16 protein-coding genes are annotated in these 26,653 nt (G+C 72.6%); 13 read left to right on the forward strand and 3 right to left on the reverse strand.

Going from position 1 to position 26,653, the window contains the following annotated elements:
• Positions 1–71 precede the first annotated feature (71 nt).
• From ACZ5PB_RS31930 to moeZ, 10 genes are all read left to right on the forward strand, one after another.
• Positions 72–170 (forward strand): Ms4533A family Cys-rich leader peptide, encoded by a 99-nt coding sequence (locus ACZ5PB_RS31930; protein WP_389244045.1) that lies wholly within the window; start codon positions 72–74, stop codon positions 168–170.
• A gap of 220 nt (positions 171–390) precedes the next feature.
• Positions 391–2,085, forward strand: coding sequence for an ABC transporter substrate-binding protein (locus ACZ5PB_RS31935; protein ID WP_468696169.1), 1,695 nt, complete (start codon positions 391–393; stop codon positions 2,083–2,085).
• A gap of 2 nt (positions 2,086–2,087) precedes the next feature.
• Positions 2,088–3,080: an ABC transporter permease gene (locus ACZ5PB_RS31940; protein ID WP_468695976.1), complete on the forward strand. Its 993-nt coding sequence runs from the start codon at positions 2,088–2,090 to the stop codon at positions 3,078–3,080.
• Positions 3,077–4,066 (forward strand): ABC transporter permease, encoded by a 990-nt coding sequence (locus tag ACZ5PB_RS31945; RefSeq protein WP_468695977.1) that lies wholly within the window; start codon positions 3,077–3,079, stop codon positions 4,064–4,066. The genes ACZ5PB_RS31940 and ACZ5PB_RS31945 overlap by 4 nt, the downstream gene beginning before the upstream one ends.
• Entirely contained in the window at positions 4,063–5,715 is a 1,653-nt protein-coding gene (locus tag ACZ5PB_RS31950; RefSeq protein ID WP_468695979.1) for a dipeptide ABC transporter ATP-binding protein, read from the forward strand. Before ACZ5PB_RS31945 ends, ACZ5PB_RS31950 begins: the two co-directional genes overlap by 4 nt.
• Before the next feature lie 187 nt (positions 5,716–5,902).
• On the forward strand, positions 5,903–7,963 hold the full coding sequence (locus tag ACZ5PB_RS31955; RefSeq protein WP_468696170.1) for a DUF3492 domain-containing protein: 2,061 nt from the start codon (positions 5,903–5,905) through the stop codon (positions 7,961–7,963).
• A complete protein-coding gene (locus ACZ5PB_RS31960; protein ID WP_468695981.1) occupies positions 7,960–9,165 on the forward strand; it encodes a hypothetical protein in 1,206 nt (401 codons plus the stop codon). Before ACZ5PB_RS31955 ends, ACZ5PB_RS31960 begins: the two co-directional genes overlap by 4 nt.
• Positions 9,166–9,376: 211 nt before the next feature.
• Positions 9,377–10,384 carry an NAD-dependent epimerase/dehydratase family protein gene (locus tag ACZ5PB_RS31965; RefSeq protein WP_468695983.1) on the forward strand — a complete coding sequence of 336 codons (1,008 nt, stop codon included), beginning with the start codon at positions 9,377–9,379 and terminating at the stop codon, positions 10,382–10,384.
• Entirely contained in the window at positions 10,372–11,184 is an 813-nt protein-coding gene (locus ACZ5PB_RS31970; RefSeq protein ID WP_468695985.1) for a spherulation-specific family 4 protein, read from the forward strand. The genes ACZ5PB_RS31965 and ACZ5PB_RS31970 overlap by 13 nt, the downstream gene beginning before the upstream one ends.
• A 78-nt stretch (positions 11,185–11,262) precedes the next feature.
• Complete coding sequence (gene moeZ, locus ACZ5PB_RS31975) at positions 11,263–12,441, forward strand: adenylyltransferase/sulfurtransferase MoeZ (protein WP_468695987.1); 1,179 nt, start codon at positions 11,263–11,265, stop codon at positions 12,439–12,441.
• Positions 12,442–12,547: 106 nt separating this feature from the next.
• Here moeZ and ACZ5PB_RS31980 read toward each other — a convergent pair whose 3' ends face one another.
• The 3 genes from ACZ5PB_RS31980 to ACZ5PB_RS31990 form a co-directional block, all read right to left on the reverse strand.
• The gene (locus tag ACZ5PB_RS31980) at positions 12,548–14,176 is read right to left on the reverse strand and encodes an alpha/beta hydrolase (protein WP_468695989.1); all 1,629 of its coding nucleotides are present in this window, start codon (positions 14,174–14,176) and stop codon (positions 12,548–12,550) included.
• 132 nt (positions 14,177–14,308) lie between these two features.
• A complete protein-coding gene (locus ACZ5PB_RS31985; RefSeq protein ID WP_468695990.1) occupies positions 14,309–15,865 on the reverse strand; it encodes an alpha/beta hydrolase in 1,557 nt (518 codons plus the stop codon).
• Between the two features lie 116 nt (positions 15,866–15,981).
• Complete coding sequence (locus ACZ5PB_RS31990; protein ID WP_468695992.1) at positions 15,982–18,618, reverse strand: lysylphosphatidylglycerol synthase transmembrane domain-containing protein; 2,637 nt, start codon at positions 18,616–18,618, stop codon at positions 15,982–15,984.
• Positions 18,619–18,989: 371 nt separating this feature from the next.
• Here ACZ5PB_RS31990 and ACZ5PB_RS31995 point away from each other — a divergent pair, with 371 nt between their 5' ends.
• From ACZ5PB_RS31995 to ACZ5PB_RS32005, 3 genes are all read left to right on the forward strand, one after another.
• Complete coding sequence (locus ACZ5PB_RS31995) at positions 18,990–19,379, forward strand: MGMT family protein (protein ID WP_468695994.1); 390 nt, start codon at positions 18,990–18,992, stop codon at positions 19,377–19,379.
• A 416-nt stretch (positions 19,380–19,795) separates the two neighbouring features.
• Entirely contained in the window at positions 19,796–23,089 is a 3,294-nt protein-coding gene (locus ACZ5PB_RS32000; RefSeq protein WP_468696172.1) for an ATP-dependent helicase, read from the forward strand.
• 96 nt (positions 23,090–23,185) lie between these two features.
• Positions 23,186–26,653, forward strand: a complete 3,468-nt coding sequence (locus ACZ5PB_RS32005) for an ATP-dependent helicase (protein ID WP_468695996.1) — start codon at positions 23,186–23,188, stop codon at positions 26,651–26,653.

Raw genomic sequence — 26,653 nt, forward strand, 5'->3', positions numbered from 1 at the left:
ATGACCAGCATGTGAGACGGCGTCTCACAACAAGATTGACATGGGTGGCGGGGTCGTTCATATTTCTCGGCATGTCACCCCGCCACGCAGCCGCCACCGATCGCGAAGCCATCGAGCTCGCGCTCATCGGTGTGACCGCGCACTGCGTCGCCGACATTCTCTGTAGCTGACGCCTGCCCTTCGCAGTTCTGGCAGTTCTGTCCGCAGGCGCGGCAATTCTCACGGACCGTACGAAACCCTCTCGGGTCTCCTCGGGCTCTCCCGGTTTCCGCCGGGCGCCTGCGTGTGCTCATTCTTCCTTTTCCGGGTGCGCCGTTCGCCGTGCCCGGTATTCCGAGAGGTCTCTTCGCCGTGCGCCCTTCCTCCGCCGTGTCCAGACGAGCAGCCGTCATGGCCGCCGGTCTCGCCCTCACCACCCTCGCCACCGCCTGCGCAGGACCGCAGGGCGACGGAGCGGGGGCCGCGACCGGCCCCGGCGGCAAGGCCGGTGCCCCGCAGCGGGGCGGCACCCTCCAGATCCTCAACCGGCAGCCGCAGGTCGACTTCGACCCGGCCCGCCTCTACACCTCGGGCGGCGGAAACGTTCCGTCCCTGGTCTTCCGCACGCTCACCACCCGCAACCGGGAGAACGGCGCCGACGGCACCAAGGTCGTCCCCGACCTCGCCACCGACCTCGGCAAGCCCAGCAAGAACGCCACCGTGTGGACGTACACGCTGAAGGAAGGGCTGAAGTACGAGGACGGCACGCCCATCACCAGCGCCGACATCAAGTACGGCATCGAGCGCTCCTTCGCCCCCGAACTGAGCGGCGGCGCCCCCTACTTGCGCGACTGGCTGATCGGCGGCGCCGACTACCAGGGCCCGTACAAGTCGAAGAAGGGACTCGACTCGATCGAGGTCCCGGACGCGCGCACCATCGTCTTCAGGCTCAACAAGCCCGAGGGCGAGTTCCCCTACCTGGCGACCCAGACGCAGACCACACCCGTACCGAAGGCCAAGGACACCGGCGCCAAGTACGAGGAGCACCCGCTGTCCTCCGGCCCGTACAAGGTCGTCAGGAACGAGAACGACGGCGAGCGGCTGGTCCTGGAGCGCAACCCGCACTGGGACGCGAAGACGGACGAGGAGCGCAAGGCGTACCCGGACCGGATCGACGTGCGCTCCGGGCTCGACCCGGCGGTCATCAACCAGCGGCTTTCCGCGAGCGCGGGCACCGACTCCGCCGCCGTGACCACCGACAACAACCTCGGCCCGGCCGAGCTCGCCAAGGTCGCGGGCGACAAGAACCTCGCCGCCCGCGTGGGCACCGGCCACTTCGGCTACACCAACTACCTCGCCTTCAACCCGAAGGTGAAGCCCTTCGACAACCCGAAGGTGCGCCAGGCGATCGCCTACGCCGTCGACCGCTCGTCCGTGATCAACGCGGCCGGAGGTTCCTCCCTCGCCCTGCCCGCGACGACGAACCTGCCGCCGCAGAAGTCCTTCGGACACGTGAAGTACGACCACTTCCCGGCGGGCGAAACGGGCAACGCCACCAAGGCGAAGGAGCTCCTCAAGGAGGCCGGGCACGAGAAGGGCCTGACGGTCACGCTGACGCACTCCAACGCCAAGGACCGCGAGACCGGCCCGGAGATCGCCACCGCACTCCAGGACGCCCTGGGGAAGGCCGGGATCACCCTGGAACTCAAGGGACTTGAGGAGAACGACTACAACGACACCGTGCACAGCGTGAAGAAGCAGCCCGGCCTCTTCCTCGGGCACTGGGGCGCCGACTGGCCGTCCGGCGGCCCGTTCCTCGCGCCGCTCTTCGACGGCCGTCAGATCGTCGAGGACGGCACCAACTTCAACAGCGCACAGCTCGACGACCCGGCCGTCAACAAGGAGGTCGACGAGATCAACAAACTGACCGACCTGACGGCCGCCGCGGCGAGGTGGGGCGCACTCGACCAGAAGATCGGCGAGCAGGCGCTGACCGTTCCGCTGTTCCACCCCGTCTACAAGCGGCTGTACGGCAAGGACGTCAAGAACATCGTGATCAGCGACTGGACCGGTGTGCTGGACGTCTCGCAGGTTGCGGTCAAGTAACCATGAGCGAGGCTTTGTCGGCCCAGCAGGCGGGGACGGTGCGGGCCGCCGTCCCCGCCTCGGGGGCCCGTCGGTTCTGGCGGCGGCTGCGTGCGCAGCGGGCCGCCGTGGCCGCGGCCTGCGTGGTGGCACTCCTGGTGCTGACCGCGCTCGCCGCGCCGCTGCTCGCCGCCCTGGAGGGGCAGGACCCCAACTCCTTCCACCCGGCACTCGTCGACTCGGCGGCCGGCGGTGCGCCGCTCGGCCCCTTCGGCGGGATCAGCGCGGAGCACTGGCTCGGCGTCGAGCCGCAGACCGGCCGCGACCTGTTCGCCCGGGTCGTGTACGGGGCGCGGGTGTCGCTCGGGGTCGCCGTGTTCGCGACCGTCCTCCAGGTCTTCCTCGGCGTCGTCATCGGCCTCGCGGCCGGGCTCGGCAGCCGCCGCGTCGACCAGGTACTCAGCCGGATCACCGACGTGAACGTGGCGATGCCGCTGATGGTGATCGCCCTCGCGCTGCTCGCGATCGTCCCGGCCCAGTTCCCCCGCCCGGTGCTGATCGCGCTGGTCGTCGGCCTGATCAACTGGGCCAGTACCTCGAAGATCGTGCGCGCGCAGACCCTGACGCTGAAGTCGCTGGACTACGTCTCGGCGGCCCGGCTCAGCGGCTGGGGAAAGTGGCGGATCGCGCGGCGCGAGCTGCTGCCGGCACTGGCCGCACCCGTCATCGCCTACTCCGCCCTGCTGCTGCCGCAGAACATCGTCGTCGAGGCCGCGCTGTCCTTCCTGGGCGTCGGCATCAAGCCGCCGACACCGTCCTGGGGACAGATGCTCACCGACGCCGACGTCTGGTACCAGGCGGCACCCACCTACCTGCTGATCCCGGCGGCACTGCTGTTCGTGACGGTGCTGGCGCTGACGGTGCTCGGCGAGGGCGTACGGACGGCGCTGGACCCGCGGTCGCGGTCGCGGGTCGGGGCGGGCACCTCGCGTCGTGAGAAGGGCGGTGCCAAGTGACCGGATTCCTGCTGCGCAGGCTCGGCGGGGCGCTCTTCGTGCTCTGGGCGCTGAGCGTGCTGCTGTACCTGATCTTCTACGTGGCCCCCGGCGACGTCGCGCAGATCGCCTGCGGTCCGCGCTGCTCGCCCGCCCAAGTGGCGCAGGTGCACGACCAGTTGCGGCTCGGCGACCCCCTGTGGGTGCAGTACGGGCACTTCCTGGAGGGCATCTTCGCGGGCCGCGACTACTCCTCGGGGACGGGCGTGCTGCACTGCGACGCGCCGTGCCTGGGACTCTCGTACCAGAGCGACCAGCAGGTCACCCAGCTCATCCTCGCCAAGCTGCCGGTCACCGGATCGCTGGTCATCGGCGCGCTGGTGCTGTGGCTGCTGCTCGGCGTCGGCACCGGAGTGCTCTCCGTGTGGCGGCGCGGGCGGCCCACCGAGCGGGTGCTGACCTGGCTGACCCTCGCGGGGACGGCCACACCCGTCTTCGTGATCGGACTGCTGCTGATCATCGTGTTCTGCTCGACGCTCCAGTGGCTGCCCTTCCCGACGTACGTGCCGTTCGCCGAGAACCCCGAACAGTGGGCGTGGAACCTGCTGCTGCCGTGGGTGTCGCTGGCCGCGATCGAGTCCGCCAAATACGCGCGGCTGACGAGGAGTTCGATGCTGGAGACGCTCGCGGAGGACCATGTGCGGACCTTCCGTGCGTACGGGGTGAGCGAGCGTGCGCTCGTCGGGCGGCACGCGCTGCGCGGTGCGCTCGCGCCCGTGATCACCCTGAGCGCGGTCGACTTCGGATCGATGTTCGGCGGCGCGGTGCTCACCGAGTCGCTGTTCGGGCTGCCCGGACTCGGCAGGGAGCTGGTGGAGGCGGTGAAGGTGGTCGATCTGCCGGTGGTGGTCGGCATGGTGCTGGTCACGGGATTCTTCGTGGTGCTCGCCAATGCCCTCGCGGATGTGCTGCACGCGGTGGCGGACCGAAGGGTGGTGCTGGCATGAGTGACGAGTCGCTGGTGGAGGTCGAGAACCTCTCCGTGACCTTCCCCGGCGGGATCGCCGCCGTCCGGGACCTGTCGTTCACGCTGCCCCGGGGCGGTGCGCTCGCCCTGGTCGGCGAGTCCGGGTCCGGCAAGAGCGCCACTGCGTCCGCCCTGCTCGGGCTGCACCGGGGGAGCGGCGCCCGGGTCGAGGGGCGGGTGCGGGTCGCCGGAGTGGACGTGGCGGAGGCCTCCGGGGCCGAACTGCGGGCGCTGCGCGGTGCGAAGGCCGCCATGGTCTTCCAGGACCCGCTGTCCTCGCTGGACCCGTACTACGCGGTCGGCGACCAGATCGCCGAAGTCCTGCGCGTGCACCGCAAGGTGTCCCGGCGCGCCGCACGCGCGCGTGCCGTGGAGGTGCTGGACCGCGTGGGCATTCCGGACGCGGTACGCAGGTCACGCTCGCGGCCGCACGAGTTCAGCGGCGGCATGCGGCAGCGGGCGCTGATCGCCATGGCGCTCGCCTGCGCACCGGAACTGCTCATCGCCGACGAACCGACCACCGCCCTCGACGTCACCGTGCAGGCCCAGATCCTCGACCTGCTGCACGAACTGCGGCGCGCGGAGGGCATGGGGCTGCTGCTGGTCACCCACGACGTGGGAGTGGCCGCCGAGACCGTCGAGGACGTGCTCGTGATGCGCGACGGGCGGGCGGTGGAGCGGGGGCCCGTGACAGGCGTGCTGACCGCGCCCCGGGACACGTACACGAAGGCACTCCTGGAGGCCGTGCCCCGGCTGGACGGGCCGCTCAAGGGGGCCAGTACCAGTGAGGGGGTTCCCGCAGCGGCCGAGCCGCTGCTCGAAGCCGTCGCGCTGCGCCGGGAGTTCGGGCGCGGCAGGAAGACCGTGACCGCCGTCGACGACGTGTCGCTGACCGTGCACCGGGGCGAGACCCTCGGCATCGTCGGCGAGAGCGGCAGCGGAAAGACCACGCTCGGGCGGATGCTCGTGCGTCTGCTGGAGCCCACCTCGGGCCAACTCCGTTACGGGGGTACGGAGAGCGGCCCGGGGCGGGCGTCCGGCACCCGGGGGGCGCGGGGCGCCACCGGGGTGCAGATGGTCTTCCAGGACCCGGTGGCCTCCCTCAACCCGCGCCGCAGCATCGGCGAGTCCATCGCCGACCCGCTGCGGGCGGCCGGCGAGCGGGACGAACGGGTCCTGCACGCGCGCGTGCGCGAACTCCTCGACCGCGTCGGGCTCGACCCCGACCGCGCCGACCGCTACCCGCACGAGTTCAGCGGCGGCCAGCGCCAGCGCGTCGGCATCGCCCGCGCCCTGGCACCCTCGCCCCGGCTGGTGGTCTGCGACGAGCCCGTCTCCGCGCTGGACGTCACCACCCAGGCGCAAGTGATCGAGCTGCTCGCCGAGTTGCAGCGCGACCTGGGGCTCGCGCTGGTATTCGTCGCGCACGACCTGGCCGTCGTACGGCAGGTGAGCGACCGGATCCTGGTGATGAAGAACGGGCGGATCGTCGAACAGGGTGCGGTGAGCGAGGTCTACGGGTCCCCCCGGGAGCCGTACACCCAGCAACTGCTTGCCGCAGTCCCCACGCTCGACCCGGTGCTGGCCGGGGTGCGCAGGGCGGCCCGCAGGGAGTTGTTGCCCGTCTAGGGCCCGTCCAAGGCCCGTCTAGCGCCTGAGAACGCGGGCCGCGCGCGAAAGTTACGACTGTTCACCCCTTCCGGTGGTGCGATGGACAACCGTCCGTCGCACCACCGGCATGTCCGCATACGGTCGGTCCCGCTGCGAGTCGCCGGTCCAACGGCGGCTGTCCACAAGGGAGATCGGGGGTGTCCACGTGCGGATCGGACTGCTTACGGAGGGTGGCTACCCGTATGCGACCGGTGAATCCAGGTTCTGGTGCGACCGGCTCGTGCGCGGGCTCGCGCGGCACGAGTTCGACGTCTACGCCCTGAGCCGGGACGCGGACCAGGAGGAACAGGGCTGGCTGGCCCTGCCCCCGCAGGTCCAGCGGGTGCGGACGGCGGCGCTGTGGTCCTCGGAGACGGAGTTCAGGACCGCGCACGGGCGGCTCGACGGACGGTCCGGCGGCCGGGGGTACGGGCGCCGCGAGAGGCGTCGCTTCGACACCCACTTCAAGGAGCTGATCGGCGCCGTCTGCGGCAGCGAAGGCGACCGGCCGGGGACGGCGGCGGAGCGTTTCTGCAACGGCCTCTACGGACTGGCCGAACTCGCCCGCGAGAAGGGCGGACTGCACACCGCCCTGCGCTCCGAGCGCGCCGTGCGCGCCCTGGAGAGCGCCTGCCGCGCGCCCGGCGCACCCCGCGTCGTACAGACCGCCAGGGTCAACGACTACCTGGTCTTCGCCGACCTCCTGGAGCGCACCCTGCGTCCGCTCTCCCTCGACTGGTACGACGCCGGGGAGGGCGGCCTCGGGGCCGTCGACCTCTGCCATGCCGCCTCCGGGGGCCCGGCGGCCCTGCCGGGACTGCTGGCCAAGCGCTTCTTCGGCGTACCGCTGCTGGTCACCGAGTACGGGGTGCAGCTGCGGGCGCACTACCTCGCCGCCCAGGAAGCCGAGTGGAACGCGCCCGTGCGCACGCTGCTCGCCGCGTTCCAGGGCCTGCTGGCCGCCGAGGTGTACGCCCAGGCCGCCGTCATCACCCCCGGCAACGCGCACGCCCGCCGCTGGCAGGAGCGCTGCGGCGCCGAGAAGGCCAAGCTGCGCACCGTGTACCCGGGGATGGAGTCCGCGCGGTTCGCCGAGGTCGGCGAGGCCGACGGGGCGGGCGCCGACGGCACGCTGGTGTGGGTCGGCCGGGTGGACCCCACCAAGGACCTAGTCGCGCTGCTGCACGCCTTCGCCGAGGTGCGCAAGGCCGAACCGGACGCCCGGCTGCGGATCATCGCCGCCCCGGTCGCGGACGGCGACGAGGTGGCCGCCGGTTACCTCGCGCACTGCCGGGCACTGGCCGCCCACCTCTTCCCCGACGAGGCGCGCGGCGCCTACGAGGTGGGGGAGAGCCCGGTCCGCTTCGAGGAGATCGGCGGCCCCGGCGCCCCGGAACTGGCGGACGCGTACGCGGCGGGCTCGGTGGTCGTGCTGTCGAGCGTGGTCGAGGGCTTCCCGATCGGGCTGGTCGAGGCGATGTTCTGCGGCCGGGCGACCGTCTCGACCGATGTGGGCGCGGTCGTCGAAGTCATCGGCGGTACGGGACTGGTGGTCCCGCCGCGCAACCCGCGTGCCCTGGCCGGCGCCTGTGTCGCGCTGCTGCGCGACCCGGAGCGCAGGGAGCGGCTGGGCGCCGCCGGGCGTGCGCGGGCGCTCGAACTCTTCACCGTCGAGCAGAACCTCGCGGCATTTCGCAGCATTTACCTGGAGCTGGTTTCGCACTGCCCCGTGCGGCGCGAGACCCAGGACGCGGACCCGCTGCCCTTCGAACTGGCGGCGGAGGCGTATGTGCCGGGGGCCTGGACGGGGGGAGGGGCCGGAGCGGAGGCGGCGGAGACGGTCGCGTCGCCCGCCGTCGCGGAGACGGTCGTACTGCCCGCCGTCGAGCGGGTGCAGGTGAGGGCCGCGTACGACACCGCGTACGAGAACGAGGAGAGCGGGCGGACGAAGTCCCTGGGCACCCTCACGGTGCTTGTCGACAGCGCGCCCGAACTCCCGCTGCCGGACCACCTTTCCGGCCTCGGCGAGCAGCTCTCCGGCTTCGGCGAGCGGATGTCCGGCCTGGAGTGGCGCGTCGCGGGACTCGGCGAACGGCTCTCCGGCCTGGACGCGCGCATGTCCGGCCTGGAAGCGGAGCACCGCAGCGTGACCGAAGACGCCACCGCGACCGAAGACGCCACCGCGCCCGCCGGAGACACGGACCCAGTACGGGAGGCACGTCCATGACCACGCAGACCGCAGACCCGACGGGCATGGCGGAGACCCCGGCCCACGGGGTGCAGAGGGTGCAGGAGGTGCAGAGGGTGCAGGAGGTGCAGACCGCACCGGCCGCCCCGCCCGGCGCATACCGGGGCCCCCGTATGCAGGGACCCGCCAGGACCGGACCCGCCGACCCCGTCCGCGTGCTCATGCACCGCCACCGCGAACTGTGCGAACGGGCCGTCGACCCCCTGGAGATCGCCGCCGGTCTGGAGGCGCACGGCGTCACCGACCGTACCGCCGCCCGCTTCCGGCACCGGGACGTCTTCTCGCTCGCCGAGGAGCTCTACGCGCGCGTGCCACGGGCGGACGAGGACGAAACCCCGGCGCACGCGCCGGAACTCCCCGCGCACGACGGCGCACTGCCGACCGCCTGGGCGGCGTACGCGCTCCTGCCGGGCGCCCTGTGCGCCCTCACCCTGCTCGGCGCCGCGCACGCGACGGAGGGCCCGCGGATCGCCGTCATCGCCCTCGGGACGCTCGCGACCGCCGCCGCCCTGCTGCTCTGCCTGCGCCACGGACCGCTGCGCGCCGACGGATACGCGCCGTGGACCCGCACCTGCTGGCTGGTGCTGTACGCGGTCCTAGGCGACGGCGTACTGACCCGGCTGCTCGGCGAGGGCCCGCTCTGGGACCCCGCGCCCGCCGTGCTCGTGGGCCTCGCGGCGGCACTGGCACCTGCTGCCTGGTGCGCCAGGCTGCTGACCGTGCAGGCGCACCGCAGGCTCACCGTGAGCCGTGGCACCGAGGACTTCGGCGCCGCCGTCCGGCCGCTGCTGTTCGGCGTGTTCGGGCTGTACGCGATCGCGCTGACGGTGCTGCTGTACGGGGCCGCCAGGCTCGGTTTCGGCGGCGGCTTCGCGCTCTCCGCCCTCGCCGTAGGAGCACTGCTCTTCCTGGCCAGACTGCTTGCCGTGCACGGCCTGCCAGAGGCGGGCGCCACGGGGCTCACCTTCGCCTGCGCTGTCGAGGCCACCGTCCTGGGCTGCCTGCTGGCCGCCCGGCTGCCGGGCTGCGACGCACTGGCCGAGCCGGTGCGCACCGTGGTGCGCGAAGGCGGAGCCGGAGCCGTGCCCGCCCTCGCCTGCGGCGCCGCCGCACTCGGACTCCTCGGACACGCGGCGGTCGCACTCTCGCGTGCCTCCGCCCACGCGGAGCGGCGCGACTGACCGTCCGCGTGCCGCCGCCCCCAAGAACTCCGGTTGCCGCGAAGCCGACGTCGTGGCAGCCGGTGCACCAACCCCGATCCGTCCCCAGCACCACCGGTCACACCCCTCAGCGGGTGCCCGTACAACACCCCCAAGGAGAACGTCACATGAACCCCCCACCCCCTCTTTCCGTGCAGTCCGCGCGCGTCCGTCGGCACCGAGGGGACGCACGATGAGGGTTCTGCTGCTCGGCGCCAACGGATACCTCGGCCGCTTCGTCGCGGACCGGCTCCTCGCCGACCCCGCCGTCCAGCTCACCGCCCTCGGGCGGGGCGACGACGCGGACGTCCGGTTCGACCTCGCCACCGGCAGCCCCGGAGCGCTGACCCGCTTCCTGGACGCCGTGCACCCCGGAGTCGTCGTCAACTGTGCCGGGGCCACCCGGGGCGGCGCCCGCGACCTCACCCGGCACAACACCGTCGCCGTCGCCACCGTCTGCGAGGCGCTCAGGCGCAGCGGCTGCGGGGCCCGGCTCGTCCAGCTCGGCTGCGCCGCCGAGTACGGGCCCTCGCAGCCCGGCTCCTCGACCGCCGAGGACGCGGTGCCGCGCCCCGGCGGCCCCTACGGCGTCAGCAAGCTGGCGGCCACCGAACTCGTCCTGGGCTCCGGCCTCGACGCGGTCGTCCTGCGGGTGTTCTCGCCGGTCGGCCCCGGCACCCCCGCCGGATCCCCGCTCGGCCGGCTCGCCGAGGCGATGCGCCGCGCCATGCAGTCCGGCGACGGCGAGCTCAAGCTCAGCGGCCTCGGGGTGCAGCGCGACTTCGTGGACGTCAGGGACGTGGCACGGGCCGTGCACGCCGCCTCGCTGTCGGCCGCCCAGGGCGTCGTCAACATCGGTACGGGCCGCGCCGTCCGGCTGCGCGACGCCGCCGCCGTCCTCGCCCGGGTCGCCGGATACGGCGGCGCCCTGCACGAACTGGACGCCCCCAGCGGCTACTCCAGCTCCGCCGCCGCCAGCGCGGCCGTGCGCAACGGCGGCGTGCCGACGATCGGCGCACCCCGCTCGCCGGACTCCCTGACCGAACACCTCGGCGCGGCCCCCTACCCGTATCCGGACGGCTGCGGCAGCTGGCAGCAGGCCGATGTGCGCACCGCCCGCGACCGGCTCGGCTGGCGGCCCCGGATCAATCTGGAGGAATCGCTCGCGGACATCTGGATGGAGGCGGCGTGCCGCATCTGACCACCTCCGGCACCGTCCGCCCCGCCATAGGGGCGGACCGGCTCGGGCTCGGCGTCCCGGGCTATGCGCACCCGCTGCTCGCACCCGTCGAATGGGCCGAACTGCTGCGGTTCTCCCGGCTGTACGCGACCGGGCCCGGCCACGCGGCCCCGCTGCACTGGACCGTGCTCAACGTCGCCGAAGGCCCGGGCGCCCGCCCCGACCCGCACTGCCTGGAAGCCGTGGGACGGCTGCGCAACGCGGGGCTCAGGGTGCTCGGACACCTCGACATGACGTACGGGGTCCGGGAGTTCGGCGAGCTGATCACCGACGCCCAGCACTTCCTGGACTGGTACCGGGTCGACGGGTTCTACCTGGACCGCTGTCCGGGCGAGCGCGAGGAGCTGCCCGGGACCCGGCGGCTCACCGAGACCCTGCGGACGATGTTCCACGGTACGGACGCCCTCGACGGCGGCCGGCTCGTCCTCGGCCACGGCACCCATCCCTACGCCGGGTACGCGGAGAGCGCCGACCAGTTGGTGACGTTCTCCGGGCCGTGGACCGACTACCGCTGGTCCCAGGCGGCCCCCTGGACGGCCGCCTACCCGGCCTCCCGGTTCTGCCACCTGGTGCACGGGGTGCCGCGCACGCACCTGGAGGAAGCACTGCGGATCGCCCGCTGGCAGGGTGCCGGAACGATCTGGTTCACGGACCGGACGGACCGGGACAGGGCGGGTGACCAGGTGAGCAGCCCCTGGGAGGGGCTGCCCGGCTACTGGGACGAAATCGTCTCGCGGATCGGACCTGGTGTCTCGGAATGACAAGGGGCGTGGCAGTGTTACGAGACATAACCAGCCTCTTGAAGCCCCCGCACGAGCGGGGATGACCCTGGAGTTTTCGTGTCGCTGCCACCCCTGGTCGAGCCGGCTGCCGAGCTCACCGTTGACGAGGTCCGTCGGTACTCCCGCCACCTGATCATCCCGGACGTCGGGATGGACGGGCAGAAGCGCCTGAAGAACGCGCGCGTGCTCGCCGTGGGCGCCGGCGGCCTCGGGTCTCCCGCTCTGATGTACCTGGCCGCCGCCGGAGTCGGCACGCTCGGCATCGTCGAGTTCGACGAGGTCGACGAATCGAATCTGCAGCGCCAGATCATTCACAGCCAGGCCGACATCGGCCGTTCGAAGGCCGAGTCCGCCAAGGACTCGGTCCTCGGTATCAACCCTTATGTGAACGTTGTCCTTCACGAAGAGCGGCTTGAGGCCGAGAACGTGATGGAGATCTTCTCCCAGTACGACCTCATCGTCGACGGCACGGACAACTTCGCCACCCGCTACCTGGTGAACGACGCCTGCGTGCTGCTGAACAAGCCGTACGTCTGGGGCTCGATCTACCGCTTCGACGGCCAGGCCTCGGTCTTCTGGTCCGAGCACGGCCCCTGCTACCGCTGCCTCTACCCGGAGCCCCCGCCGCCGGGCATGGTCCCCAGCTGCGCCGAGGGCGGCGTGCTCGGCGTGCTCTGCGCGTCCATCGGCTCCATCCAGGTCACCGAGGCCATCAAGGTCCTGACCGGCGTGGGCGACTCGCTGGTCGGCCGCCTGATGATCTACGACGCCCTGGAGATGCAGTACCGCCAGGTCAAGGTCCGCAAGGACCCCGACTGCGCGGTCTGCGGCGAGAACCCGACCGTCACCGAGCTCATCGACTACGAGGCCTTCTGCGGCGTCGTGTCCGAGGAGGCCCAGGAGGCGGCGGCCGGCTCGACGATCACTCCCAAGCAGCTCAAGGAGTGGATCGACGCCGACGAGAAGATCGAGATCATCGACGTCCGCGAGCCGAACGAGTACGAGATCGTCTCGATCCCGGGCGCCAAGCTGATCCCCAAGGGCGAGTTCCTGATGGGCACCGCCCTGGAGAACCTGCCGCAGGACAAGAAGATCGTCCTGCACTGCAAGACGGGTGTCCGCAGTGCGGAAGTCCTCGCGGTGCTGAAGTCGGCCGGCTTCTCCGACGCCGTACACGTCGGCGGCGGCGTGATCGGCTGGGTCCACCAGATCGAGCCGGAGAAGCCGGTCTACTAGACCCGCTCGACCTGCTCGACCTGCCGAGAGTCCCCGGAGGGGCCGGGCTTCCACTGCGGAGGCCCGGCCCCTCCGGCATGCTCCGGAGCGGCCGCCCGCGGCTCCGTCAGGAGCAGACCGTGCCCGCCGCCGGTATTTTCCCGTCCAGGAAGTACGCGTCCACGGCCCGTGCCACGCACTTGTTGCCGGACGGGTACGCGCCGTGCCCCTCACCCTTGAACGTCATGTGCACCCCGACGCCCTTGCCGAGCTCCTCGGCCATCTTCAGCGAGCCCTCGAAGGGGGTCGCCGGGTCACCCGTACCGCCGACGACCAGGATCGGCGCCGCTCCGGGGGCCGACACCTCCGGCGTCTCGTACGCGCCGGGCACCGGCCAGGAGGCGCACCAGCCCGCCAGGTCCCAGGCCAGATAGGGGCCGAAGGCGGGGGACACCTTTCGGAAGTCCGCCAGGTGCGTGGCGCGGACCTCCTCGGCGGTCACCCGGCCCTTGGTGTCAGCACAGGAGATGGCGCGCTGCGAGTGGTTCGCGGTGCTGTAGTGCCCCTGCCCGTCACGGTTGTTGTACGAGTCGGCCAGCCGCAGCAGCGGTGCTCCGTCGCCCCGCTCCGCCGCCGCCAGCGCCTGGGTGAGGGCGGGCCAGCCGCTCTGGCTGTAGAGCGGGGCGATGATGCCGGTGAGGGCGAGGCTCTGGGTGAGCGCGCGCCCGCCGCCCGAGGCGCCGGTGGGCAGCGGTGCCCGGTCGAGCCGGTCGAGGAGCCGCACCACACGCGCGGTGCCCGCCTCGGGCGACGTACCCCCGGCGCGGAAGTAGTTGTCGAGGGCGCGCTGGAAGCCGAGGGCCTGGTTGCGGGAGTGGCCGACCAGTCCGGCGGACGGGTCGACCACGGCGTCCAGGGTCAGCCGTCCCACGTTCTTCGGGAACAAGTGGGCGTAGGTGCCGCCCAGTTCGGTGCCGTACGAGAAGCCGAAGTAGTTCAGCTTCTTGTCGCCGAGGGCCTGGCGGAGCACGTCCAGGTCGCGGGCGGCGTCGTTGGTGCCCACGTGCGGGAGGATCCTGCCGGAGCGCTGGGCGCAGCCCGCCCCGAAGGCCTTCGCGTCGGCGAAGTACGCCTTCTCCTCGGCGGGGGTGTCCGGTGTGGAGTCCAGCGCGAGCGAGGCCTCCGTCGCCCGGTCGTCCCGGCAGACCACCTCGGAGCTCTCCGCCACTCCGCGCGGGTCGAAGCCCACCAGGTCGTAGCGCGCGTGCAGCGAGCCGAAGAGCTCGCTCATGGCGGGCAGCGAGGCCACCCCGGACCCGCCAGGACCGCCGAAGTTGAACAGGAGCGAGCCGATCCGCCGGTCCCCGCCGCCCGTCGCGCGGGCCCGGATCAGGGCGATGCCCAGCGTCTCGCCCGCCGGTTTCGCGTAGTCCAGGGGGACCTTGGCGGTGGCGCACTGCCACTGGCCGCCCGGCGCCGTCGCCTCGCTGCCGTTCGCCTTCACCGGGGCCGCGCAGCCCTTCCACACCAGCTTCTGGCCGGTGATCGCGGCGGGCAGGGCGGACTTGGCGTCGGGCGCGGGCGGCGGCCCGGACGAGGCCCGCCCCTCCCCGGCCGCCCTCCCGTCGCGCGGCGGCGCCGCGGCACCGCCCGTCCCGCCCGCGCCCGGACTGCACGCCACGGCGGCGACGGCGGCCGCAACCGCCGCCGCCACCAACGAACTTGCCCGTGCGTACCGCTTTGCGCTCCGTGCCATGGCCGCTGCCCCCGTCGCTCTGTCTCCCCGTACCCGCCCCGTGATCGAAAGCAAGTACCAATATCCTAGGGGCGACCACTGACAGTGACGGAAATGCCGTGTGCGGCCCGGAATCCGGGCCGCGCGGCGCTCCTACTCGCAGACCGTTCCGGCCGTCGGAACCTTCCCTTCCAGCAGGTATCGGTCAACGGCCGTCTTCACGCACTCACTTCCGCTGTTGTACGCACCGTGACCCTCGCCCTTGTACGTCAGCTCGATGCCGACGCCCTTGCCCAGCTGCTGCGCCATCTTCCGCGCACCCTCGTAGGGCGTCGCCGGGTCACCGGTGTTGCCGATGACGACGATCGGCGCCGCACCCGGGGCGGTCACATCGGGGGTCGTCCACTGCCCGGGCACCGGCCACGTCGAACAGCCGGAGAGGCCCCAGGCCAGGAAGTCGCCGAACACCGGCGACGCCTTGCGGAAGTCGGCCACCTTCGACTTGGCGAAGGCGAGGTCGTAGCGCTCCTTGGAGTCCACGCAGTTGATCGCCGCGTTGGCCGCCCCGATGTTGCTGTACGTACCGTCCTGGTTGCGGCCGTTCATGGCGTCGGCGAGGACCAGCAGCAGCGAGCCGTTGCCGCCGTCCGCCTCGTCGAGGCCCTGCTCCAGGTACGGCCAGAAGTCCTTGGAGTAGAGCGTCTGGACGATGCCGTTGGTGGCCTGGCTCTGGGTCAGCTGCCGGCCGCCGCCGCCCGGGATCGGCTGCTTGTCCAGGCGCTTCAGTAGCGCGACGATGCCGGCCTCGATCTCCTCGGGCGTACTGCCCTCCAGCTTGCAGTCGTCACCGCGCGCCACACAGTCCTTGGCGAAGTTGTTCAGCGCCAGCTGGAAGCCCTTGGCCTGCCCCAGCGAACCCTGCTCGGACGTCTGGGTGGGGTCCACGACCGCGTCGAAGACCGCCCGGCCGACGTTCTTGGGGAAGAGATGGGCGTAGACGCCGCCGAGTTCGGTGCCGTACGAGATGCCGAAGTAGTGCAGCTTGTCGTCGCCGAGCACCTGGCGCATCAGGTCGAGGTCCTTGGCCGCGTTGGTGGTGCCGACGTACGGCAGCTCGGCGCCCGAGTTCTTCTCGCAGGCGGCCGAGTACTTCTTGAGACCCTCGGCGTACGCCTTCTCCTCGGCCGCGTCGTCGGGGGTCATGTCCGCGGCGTAGTACGCGTCCAGGGCCTTGGCGTCCTGGCACTCGACGGGGGCGCTGTTGCCCACGCCGCGCGGGTCGAAGCTCACCAGGTCGTAGCGCGAGCGCAGCTTGTCGTAGTCCTTGCCGAAGCCCGGCAGACCGGTCACCCCGGAGCCGCCGGGTCCGCCGAAGTTGAAGATCAGCGAGCCGATGCGGTTCTTCTTGTCGGCGGCCTCGGCCCGGATCAGGGCCAGCTCGATGCGCTCGCCGTCCGGTTTCGCGTAGTCGCGCGGCACCACCATCGTGGCGCACTTCCAGGGGGTGCCGCCCGGCAGCGGGGACGGCTTGGTGCCCTCGCCCTGCGCGGCGCTCGGGGCCGGACAGTCCTCCCAGTCCAGTTCCTGGGCGGCGAGGTCCTGCTTCTTGTCGTTGTCGCCCTTGCCGCCGTCGGAACAACCGGCGAGGGACAGCAGTACGGCGGCGGAGACTGCCAGCGCCGGAGCGCGCAGTACGGAAGGGGTAGGCATGCACTCCATCGTGCGCCGTACCGCCCCGGGCCGCGCGCGCCGGGGGCCAAGCGGGTGCCGGGGGTAACGGGGCGTCAGTATCCGGCCCCGTACCCGCGCACTCCCCACAGAGCCTCCTACAGCGCTCCCTTGCGTGTGAGGCTGTTGAAGAACAGCCACCCCGGCAGCACCGGCAGCCAGAACGTCAGCAGCCGGTACAGCATCACCGCGGGCGTCGCGATGGCCGTCGGCAGCCCCGCGATCGTCAGCGCACCGATCAGCGCACCCTCGACCGCACCGACACCACCGGGCGTCGGCACCGCCGAGCCCACCGCGTTGGCCGTCAGGAACACCACCGCGACAGTGGCGTAGCTGAGGTGATCGGCGTCGGAGTCCCCGAACGCCCGGATCGAGGCGTCCAGGCACATCACGAACACCACCGTCAGCAGCACCATGCCGCCGATGCCCATCAGCAGTTTCTTCGGCCGCTGCAGTACGTCCAGCATGCGCGGCACCACACCGGCGAACAGCGACCGCACACGCGTGACGACGAACTTCCGCAGGAACGGCACCGCCGTCACGATCATCGCCAGCACCGCCGCCGTCAGCAGACCCGCGATCACGGTCCGGGACGGGTTCTCCCAGGAGGTCTGCTCGGTCCCGGTCACATAACCGAAGATCATCAGCAGCGAGATGTGGCTCGCCAGACCGAACAGCTGCGCCGCGCCCACACTCGCCACCGCGAGCCCCGGCCGCACCCCGGCCCGTTGCAGGAACCGGGTGTTGAGGGCCACACCGCCGATCGCGGCCGGTGCCACCAGCTTCACGAACGACCCGGCCACCTGCGCCTTGACGGTCTGCCAGAACGACACCTTCTCGGGCACGAAGCCCAGCAGGCTCATCGCCGCCGCCACGTAGCTCAGCGCCGAGAAAAGCACGGCCAGCGCCACCCAGCCCCACTTCATCTCGGCGAACGCGTCGGTGATCGGGTTCTTGAGCAGCTGCGAGATGAGGATGTACGCGGCGAACGCACCCGCCAGCAGGCTCACCAGGGTGCGCGGCTTGATCCGCTCCAGCCGTACCGGTTCGACCGGTGCCTGCGGACGGATCAGCAGCACCTGGTGGCGGATCTGCGTCAGCAGGTCCTCCTCCCTGGCCTCCTCCAGCGCCTCGTCGATGGCCTCCTTCTCGGCCTTCTTCTCCGCGCGCACCGCCTTGCGCCCACTGGACGCCTCGGCCTCCTCGCCCTTCTCGCGCGCCCTGGCCTCCTTGGCGGCCTGCGAGGCCTCCAGGACCGCCTCGCGCTGCCGCTGCGACCGCTCACGGCCCAGCTGGCGCAGCGTCGCGCGCGTGGAGCGACTGAGCGCGATCGGCTGGAGCAGCGGAAGGCTGTCGGCGACCGTGTCAGGGCCCAGCACGTCCACCGCTGCGGCGACGGCCCGCTCGGGGCCCGCCCGCAGCCCCAGAGTGGTCAGCAGCTGCGCCACGTCCATCCGCAGCACGACATCGCCCGCGGCGATCTCACCGCCCCGCAGATCGGTCAGGATCACCGTGCCGGAACGATCCACCAGAATGGCGTCCCCGGCCAGCCTGCGGTGCGCGATCCGCCGCGACTGCAGCGCCTTCACCTGTCGCCAGGCGTCCCGCAGCAGCTCGTCGGTGATCTCCTCGTCCGGCAGCGAGTCCAGGGTGCGCCCGCCCAGGTGCTCGTACACCAGCATCACGGCGTCGGGTCCGAGCTCCGAGGTGGCGATCAGCTTGGGGGCGTTGGCACCGGCCGCGATCGCCGCGTACGCGAGCAGCGCCTCCTGCTCCAGCGCCTGCCGCAGCGACTGGATGGAACGCCGCTGGGTGATGCCGCGCAGGGTGACCCGGCGCCACACCCGGTAGAAGAACCCGTGCGCCTGCTGCTCGCGGTCCACGACCGTGATGTCGAGCGGCGGCCCGTCCTCCAGGGTGACGATGTAGCGCCGCCCCCGGTCGCCCTGGTCGCTCAGGTCCAGTGCCTCCTCCGCGCGCATCGCCGTCACCGGGCGGAAGCCCACGTGCCGCAGCCCGGCGAGGAGGGTCTGGCCGGTGGGCCGCACGTTGGGTGAGCCGACCGCGTAGAGCGTCGCGTACGCGACCGTCCAGCCGATCAGCACCGTCACGACGATCGACAGGGGCGTGGTCTGCCCGCCCACCAGCACCGCGAACGCGTTCAGCAGCAGCACCGCCCACAGGGCGACCCGCCAGCGCGGCCTGCGCGCCATGCCGACCGCCGTCATGTACGCGATGACCGGGGCGAGGTAGCCGTGCACCGGGTCGGTGAGCTGGCCGGTTCCGTCGCTGGCGACCCGGGTGAGCGCCTCGCGGATGGACTCCGGGGCGGGTCCGGAGACCCACAGGTCGGTGGCCAGTGCCACCCCGTGCGCCAGGACGGCCGCCAGGACGCCGTCGGCGATCCGCAGCCCGTCACGTTTGATCAGCCGCTCGATGGCGAAGCCGACCGGGAGGATCAGCACGGCGATGCTGGAGATCAGACCCGCCAGCCGGACGAAGACGACCGGGGTCTGCTCGGTGCCCGCCAGGATGTCCTTCTCCAGGCCGGACGCGGTGCCGTGGGCGAAGGCGGCCAGCGCGATCACACAGACGATGCCCAGCAGGCCCGACAGCAGCCGTACGAGGTCGGCGGGGCGGTGCACCCGGGCGGCGAGCAGCGGCTCGTCGCCCGAGACCCGCTCCACGTGACCCCCGTCGGCGAGTTCGGTGTCGTAGGCGGCGGTCTCGTCCATGACCACCTGGGTGGCACCCTCGTGCGAGTCGTGGTGCCGCGCGGCACGCGGCGGCGCGGAACCCGTCCGCGAGGTGCCTGTACTCGGTCCGTCCGTGTCCGAATCCGGGTGTGGATCGTTCCCCTTCGGGGCGTCCGCTTCCGGGCGCGGGACGGCGTCAGGAGCGCCTGCCGCCGGTCGAGGCTGCACGTCCTGCTCCTTCGTCGTCGTCTCTTCGTGGTCGGGTATCACCAGTCACTGCCCGGATGATGGTGGCATGACCGGATGCCGGGGGAAGCTGCCAGGGTGCTGCGCCCGCGACGGATCCGCGCGCCGTACGCGCGCGTGAAGCGGGTCCCGGACTGTCGGTGGTGTGGTGCAGGATGGGCCGGATGAGCGAGACGCCTGCCGGGAGCGAGACGCTGCCGGAGTACGCGGAACGGGTCCTTGCCGTCGCCGAACGGATCCCGCCGGGCCGGGTGATGACGTACGGGGACGTGGCGGAATGGCTGCACCAGGAGGCCGACCCGGGCGACGGGGCGAGCGGTGAACGCCCCGCGGGCGGCGGCCCCCGGCAGGTCGGCCGGGTGATGGCGCTGTACGGCGGCGCCGTCCCCTGGTGGCGCGTGGTCCGCTCCGACGGACACCTGCTGCCCGGCCACGAACTGCGTGCCCTGGACCACTACCGGGCCGAGGGCACCCCGCTGCGCACCGCGGGACGCGGCACCGAAGGGCACCTGCCCCGCCTCGACATGCGGCGGGCCAGGTGGGACGGCTCTTGAGACGGGTGCCGGGGTGCGGCGGGTGGTACGGCTCACACCATCCAGCTTCCGCCATGGCGCGCCGGTCGGGGCAGTCCGAGGACCGTACGGAGTACATGGCGTGCGGCGCGCGGGCCGCCGGTGGCGCGAGTGCGGAGCCGCTGCGTCCAGTACGCCCTCTGGCGTAGCGTCGACAGCACGCGGTACGTCCGGCACGCACGCCGCAGCGGCCCCGTACAACCCGTACAACACTGACATCCTCCACGGCACAGTCATCCCCCACGGCCGCAAGGCAACCAGCACACCACCCACCAGGACCGGCGATCCACGTGAGCACCTCCATCTCCTCGGGCCCCTCGGGTTCCACAGGGACCTTCCGGCAGCGGCCGCACCAGCCCTACCGGCAGAAGAGGCAGGGGACCCCGGGCGCGTACCGACTGGTCCGGACGGCCCCGGGGAGGGTGGACCCTCCTCTGCTGGACGCACACCAGCGCGCGGTGGTTGACCACCGGCACGGGCCACTGCTCGTCCTCGCCGGTCCCGGCACCGGCAAGACGACCACCCTGGTGGAGGCGGTCGCCGCCCGGATCGCCGCCGGGGCCCGCCCCGAGCGGCTCCTCGTCCTCACCTTCAGCCGCAAGGCAGCCGTCGAACTGCGCGACCGGATGGCGCTGCGCCTCGGCTCCCGGCAGGCCCCGCAGGCCACCACCTTCCACTCGTACTGCTACGCCCTGGTCCGCGCCCACCAGGACAGCGAACTGTTCAGCGAGCCCCTGCGGCTGCTGTCGGGCCCCGAACAGGACGTGGCCGTACGGGAGCTGCTGGCCGGCGAGATCGACTTGGAGAAGGCCGGGCTCGCGCACGTCAGCTGGCCCGACGAACTGCGCGCCTGCCTCACCACCCGCGGCTTCGCCGACGAGGTGCGCGCCGTGCTCGCCCGCACCCGCGAACTCGGGCTCGGCCCCGGCGCCCTGCGCGACTTCGCCCACCGCACGGGGCGCCCCGACTGGAAGGCCGCCGCGACCTTCCTCGCCGAGTACCTCGACGTCCTCGACATGCAGGGCGTGCTGGACTACGCCGAACTGGTGCACCGCGCGGTGCTGCTCGCCGAGCAGGAGGCCACCACCGGCCGCCTCTCGGCCTCCTACGACGCCGTCTTCGTCGACGAGTACCAGGACACCGACCCCGCCCAGGTGCGGCTGCTGCACGCGCTGGCCGGGGCGGGCCGCACCCTGGTGGCCTTCGGCGACCCCGACCAGTCGATCTACGCGTTCCGGGGCGCCGACGTCGGCGGCATCCTCGACTTCCCGCAGACCTTCCGCCGCGCCGACGGCGGGCCCGCCCGGGTCGAGGTCCTCACCACCTCGCGCCGCTCCGGCGCCGGACTGCTGGCCGCCACCCGGCTGCTCACCCGCCGGATGCCGATGACCCGGCTGCCCGCGGCGGCCGTACGGGCCCACCGGGAGCTGGCCGCCGTACGGGACGGCGGCCGCGTCGACGTCCGCACCTACCCCACGGCGGGCGCCGAACTGGACAACGTGGCAGACATCCTGCGCCGGGCGCACCTGGAGGACGGCGTCCCCTGGAGCGAGATGGCGGTACTGGTGCGTGCGGGCGGCCGCACCATCCCCTCGGTGCGCCGCGCGCTGACCTCCGCCGGCGTACCCCTGGAGATCGACGGCGACGACCTGCCGCTGCGCCACGAACCGGCGGTGACACCGCTGCTGACGGCGCTGCGGGCGGTGGCACGGGCGGCGGTGGAGCACGCGGCGGCGGAACGGCCGGTGGGGGAGGACGCCTCGGCGGAGCACGCAGGGGCGGAGGACGTGGAGCAGGAGCACGCGCGCGTGCCCGGCTGGCTCGGGACCGAAACCGCCGTCGAGCTGCTCTCCTCGCCGCTGGGCGGCATGGACGCCGCCGACCTGCGCCGCCTCGGACGGGCCCTGCGCGACGAGGAGCGGGCCGCCGGAAACCAGGTGCCGCCGCCCTCCGACGAACTCCTGGCCCGCGCCCTCGCCGAACCCGAGCGGCTCGCCGCACACGACCCCGGCTACGCGCGCGGGGCGCAGACCCTGGGCACCCTGCTGCGCAAGGCGCGCGAACTCCTCGCGGGCGGCGGCACCGCCGAGGAGGCGCTGTGGACGCTCTGGGACGGCACCGGCTGGCCGGGCCGCCTGGAGCGCTCCGCCCTGCGCGGCGGCCCGGCCGGGCGCAACGCGGACCGCGACCTGGACGCGGTGTGCGCACTGTTCGACACGGCGGCACGCGCGGAGGAGCGTTCCGGGGGGCGGGGCGCGCTCAACTTCCTGGAGGAGCTGGACGCCCAGGACATCGCCGCCGACACCCTCAGCCGCCGCACCCTGCGCGCGGACGCGGTACGGCTGATGACCGCGCACCGCTCCAAGGGACTGGAGTGGCGGCTGGTCGTCGTCACCGGCGTGCAGGAGGGACTCTGGCCCGACCTGCGCCGCCGGGGCTCCCTCCTGGAGGCCGACCGGATCGGCCGCGACGGCCTCGCCGAACCGCTCACCCCCGGCGCACTCCTCGCCGAGGAACGCCGGCTCTTCTACGTCGCCGCCACGCGCGCGCGTGAACGTCTCGTCGTCACCGCCGTGAAGGCCCCCGCCGACGACGGCGACCAGCCGTCCCGCTTCCTCACCGAACTGGGCGTCGAGCCGCGCGACGTCACCGGCCGCCCCCGCCGCCCCCTCGCGGTCTCCGCGCTCGTCGCCGAACTCCGGGCCACCACCGTTGACCCGGAAGCCTCCGAGGCACTCAGGGACGCCGCCGCCCACCGGCTCGCCAAGCTGGCCGCGCTCAGCGACGACAACGGGCAGCCGATGGTGCCCGCCGCCCACCCCGACAACTGGTGGGGCCTCAACGAACCCACCCACAGCACCGTCCCGCTGCGCGACCGCGACCAGCCCGTCGCCCTGTCCGGCAGCGCCCTCGACCAGCTCGCAAACACCTGCTCGCTCCAGTGGTTCCTGGGCCGCGAGGTCAAGGCGGACGCCCCCGCCACCGCAGCCCAGGGCTTCGGCAACGTCGTCCACGTACTGGCCGACGAGGTCGCCTCCGGGCGCACCCCGGCCGACCTCGCCGTCCTCATGGAGCGACTGGACTCCGTCTGGGACGCCCTGGCCTTCGACGCGCCCTGGAAGTCCCGCCAGGAGAAGGAACACGCGCGCGTGGCACTGGAGCGGTTCCTGCAGTGGCACGTGACCGACCGGGGCGGGCGCACCGCCGTCGCCACCGAGCACGACTTCGACGTGACGCTGGAGGCGGGCGGCGAGTACCAGGTCCGCATCCGGGGCTCGATGGACCGCGTCGAGACCGATGCGCAGGGCCGGGCGTACGTCGTCGACTTCAAGACCGGGAAGTCGGCACCGACCCGGGACGAAGTGGCCCAGCACCCGCAGCTGGCGGTCTACCAGCTGGCGGTACGCGAAGGCGCGGTCGACGAACTCTTCGACGGCCGCCGCCCCGAACCCGGCGGTGCCGAACTCGTCCAGCTGCGCCAGGGCGCCGCGAAGAAGGACGGCGGCGAGACCCTGCCCAAGACCCAGGCGCAGGAGCCGTTGGCGGGGGAGTGGGTCGGCGACCTGCTGGCCACGGCGGCGGGCCGGGTCCTGGACGAACGCTTCGCCCCGAACACGGGAGCGCAGTGCACGCACTGCGCGTTCCGGGGGGCGTGCAGCGCGCAGCCGGAGGGGCGGCAGGTCGTGGAGTGACGCCGCGCTCCACCCTGGAGTGGCCCCTGGTCCACCGTGGAGTGACGCCCCGCACACCGACGGCCGTTGTCAGTGGGGGCGGATAGCCTTTTTGGGGTGACCACCAGAATCACCGACCCCGAGCAGCTCAAGCAGCTCCTCGGCATCCCCTTCACCCCGGAGCAGCTGGCGTGCATCACCGCACCCACCGCCCCGCAGGTCATCGTGGCCGGAGCCGGTTCGGGCAAGACGACGGTGATGGCCGCCCGGGTGGTCTGGCTGGTGGGCACCGGACGCGTCGCCCCCGAGCAGGTGCTCGGCCTGACCTTCACCAACAAGGCGGCGGGCGAGCTCGCCGAGCGCGTCCGCAAGGCGTTGATCGCCGCCGGGATCACCGACCCCGACGCCATCGACCCGGACAGTCCCCCCGGCGAACCCCGCATCTCCACCTACCACGCCTTCGCCGGCCAGCTCCTCACCGACCACGGCCTGCGCATCGGCCTGGAGCCCTCCGCCCGGCTCCTCGCCGACGCCACCCGCTACCAGCTCGCCGCCCGCGTCCTGCGCGAGGCACCCGGCCCCTACCCGGCCCTCACCAGGTCCTTCGCCAGCCTGGTCAGCGACCTCCTCGCGCTCGACGGGGAGCTCGCCGAGCACCTCGTGAGCCCGCAGACCCTCCGGACGTACGACACGGAACTGCTGGAGGCCCTGGAGGGCGTCAAGCTCAGCAATCCCGACCTGCGCAAGGTCCCCGAGGCCGCCGAGGCGCGGCGGGAACTCCTGGAGCTGACCGTCCGTTACCAGGAGCAGAAGAGCAGTCGCGACCTCCTCGACTTCGGCGACCAGATCGCGCTCTCCGCACGGCTCGCCGCCCTGCCCGAGGTGAGCGAGGCGCTGCGGGGCGAGTTCCGGGTCGTCCTGCTGGACGAGTACCAGGACACCTCCGTGGCCCAACGGCTGCTGCTCTCCGGGCTGTTCGGCGGCGGCAGCGGACACGCGGTGACCGCCGTCGGCGACCCCTGCCAGGCCATCTACGGCTGGCGCGGTGCCTCCGTCGCCAACCTCGACGACTTCCCCGAGCACTTCCCGCACGCCGACGGCCGCCCCGCCGACCGCTACTCGCTCAGCGAGAACCGCCGCAGCGGCGGCCGCCTCCTCGACCTCGCCAACAGCCTCGCCGTACCCCTGCGCGCCATGCACCGGGGCGTCGAAGCACTGCGCCCCGCCCCGGGCGACGAGCGCGCGGGCACGGTGCGCTGCGCCCTGCTGCGTACGCACTCCGAGGAGATCGAGTGGATCGCCGACTCCCTCGCCCACCTGGTGCGCACCGGCACCGCACCCGGCGACATCGCCGTCCTGTGCCGTACGGCGGGCGACTTCGCCGAGATCCAGGGGGCCCTGGTGGCCCGCGAGATCCCCGTCGAGGTCGTCGGGCTCTCCGGGCTGCTGCACCTGCCCGAGGTCGCCGACCTGGTCGCGGTCTGCGAGGTCCTCCAGGACCCGGGGGCGAACGCCTCGCTCGTACGGCTGCTGACCGGCCCGCGCTGGCGCATCGGCCCGCACGACCTGGCCCTGCTCGGCCGCCGCGCACGCCTCCTCGTCCACCGGGGCGGCGGGGCGGACGAGGACCCCGACCGCAGGCTGGCGGACGCGGTCGAGGGGGTCGACCCCTCGGAGGTGATATCGCTCGCCGACGCCCTGGACACCTTCCTGGAGTCCGCCGGGGGCACGGACGACGGGCTGCCCTTCTCGACCGAGGCACGGGTGCGGTTCGCCCACCTGGCGCGCGAACTGCGCGAACTCCGCCGCTCGCTGGCCGACCCCCTCATGGACGTACTGCACCGCGTGCTGAACACCACCGGGCTGGAGGTCGAACTGTCCGCGTCCCCGCAGGCGCTGGCCGCCCGCCGCCGCGAAACCCTCAACAACTTCCTCGACATAGCGGCCGGTTTCGCCTCCCTCGACGGCGAGGCCACCTTGCTCGCATTCCTAGGCTTCCTGCACACCGCCGCCCAGTACGAGAAGGGCCTCGACAACGCGCTCCCCGGTGGCGAGAACACCGTCAAGGTGCTCACCGCGCACAAGTCCAAGGGCCTGGAATGGAAGGTGGTCGCGGTTCCCGGCCTGGTCAAGGGCACCTTCCCGAACGAGAAGACCCGCGACTCCTGGACCTCCCAGGCCAAGGTCCTGCCGCACGCCCTGCGCGGCGACGCCCAGACGCTGCCCGCCGTCCAGGAGTGGGACGCCAAGGGCATCAAGCTGTTCAAGGAGCGGATGAAGGAGCACCAGCACACCGAGGAACTCCGCCTCGGCTACGTCACCTTCACCCGCCCCCGCGACCTGCTGCTCGGCTCCGGCCACTGGTGGGGCCCCAGCCAGAAGAAGCCGCGCGGCCCCTCGGAGTTCCTGACCGCCCTGTACGAACACTGCGCGGCGGGCAACGGCGAGATCGAGGTGTGGGCGGACGAGCCGGAACCGGACGAGGGCAACCCGGCCCTGGAGGAGTCGGCCGCCGACAGGGCGTGGCCGCTCCCGCTCGACGAGCGTTCCCTGATCCGGCGGCGCAGGGCACGCGACCAGGTCAGGGCACACCTGGAGTCCCTGCGGGGCGCGCCGGAACCGCCCCTGGAGGAGCCTGAGCCGGAGGAGCCCGCGGATCCGGAGGAGTGGGCCGTTCCGGACGAGGAGCTCGACCCCGGGGACTGGGACAGCCTGCTGACAGAGCGCCCGGAGGAGCTCATTCCGGACGACCCGGCGACCGAGGACGCGCACCCGGAGCCGCGCCCTGAAACCGAGGCGGCCCCGGCACCCGACGACCTCGCCACCCCGACCGCCCCCGCCACCCCCGAAGAGCTTCGCGCCATCGACTCCTGGGACCGTGACCTCGACGCCCTCGTGAGCGAGCTCCGGCGGGCCCGCGCCACCACCCGGGACGTCCCCGTCCCGCCCACGCTCTCCGCGACCCAGCTCATGCGCCTGGCCGCCGACCCCGACGGTTTCGCGCAGGAGCTGGCCCGCCCCATGCCCAGGCCCCCGCAGCCCGCGGCCCGGCGCGGCACCCGGTTCCACGCCTGGGTGGAGTCCCGGTTCGAGGAGCTGCCGCTGCCGATGCTCGGCCCCGAGGAACTGCCCGGCGGCGACGAGGACGACGCCGAGATCGCCGACGAACGCGACCTGGCGGCGCTGAAGGAGGCGTTCGAGCGGACCCCGTACGCCCGCCGCACCCCGTACCGCACGGAAACCCCGTTCCACCTCACCCTCGCGGGCCGGGTGGTCCGAGGCCGTATCGACGCCGTCTACCGGGACGAGTCCACCGGGACGTACGAGATCGTCGACTGGAAGACCAGCCGCACCAGGGCCGCCGACCCCCTCCAGCTCGCCATCTACCGGCTGGCCTGGGCCGAGCTGCACGGGCTGCGCCCCGAGGAGGTGCTCGCCACATTTCTGTACGTACGCAGCGGGGAGACGGTGCGTCCCACCCGCCTGCCGGGCCGCCAGGAGCTGGAACGCATCCTCTCGGGCGAGCCCCCGGCCGACCGGCCCCCGCACCGGGCACCGGACGCCGCACCCCCACCGGAGAGTTAG

The sequence above is a fragment of the Streptomyces sp. NPDC032721 genome (genome assembly GCF_055579625.1).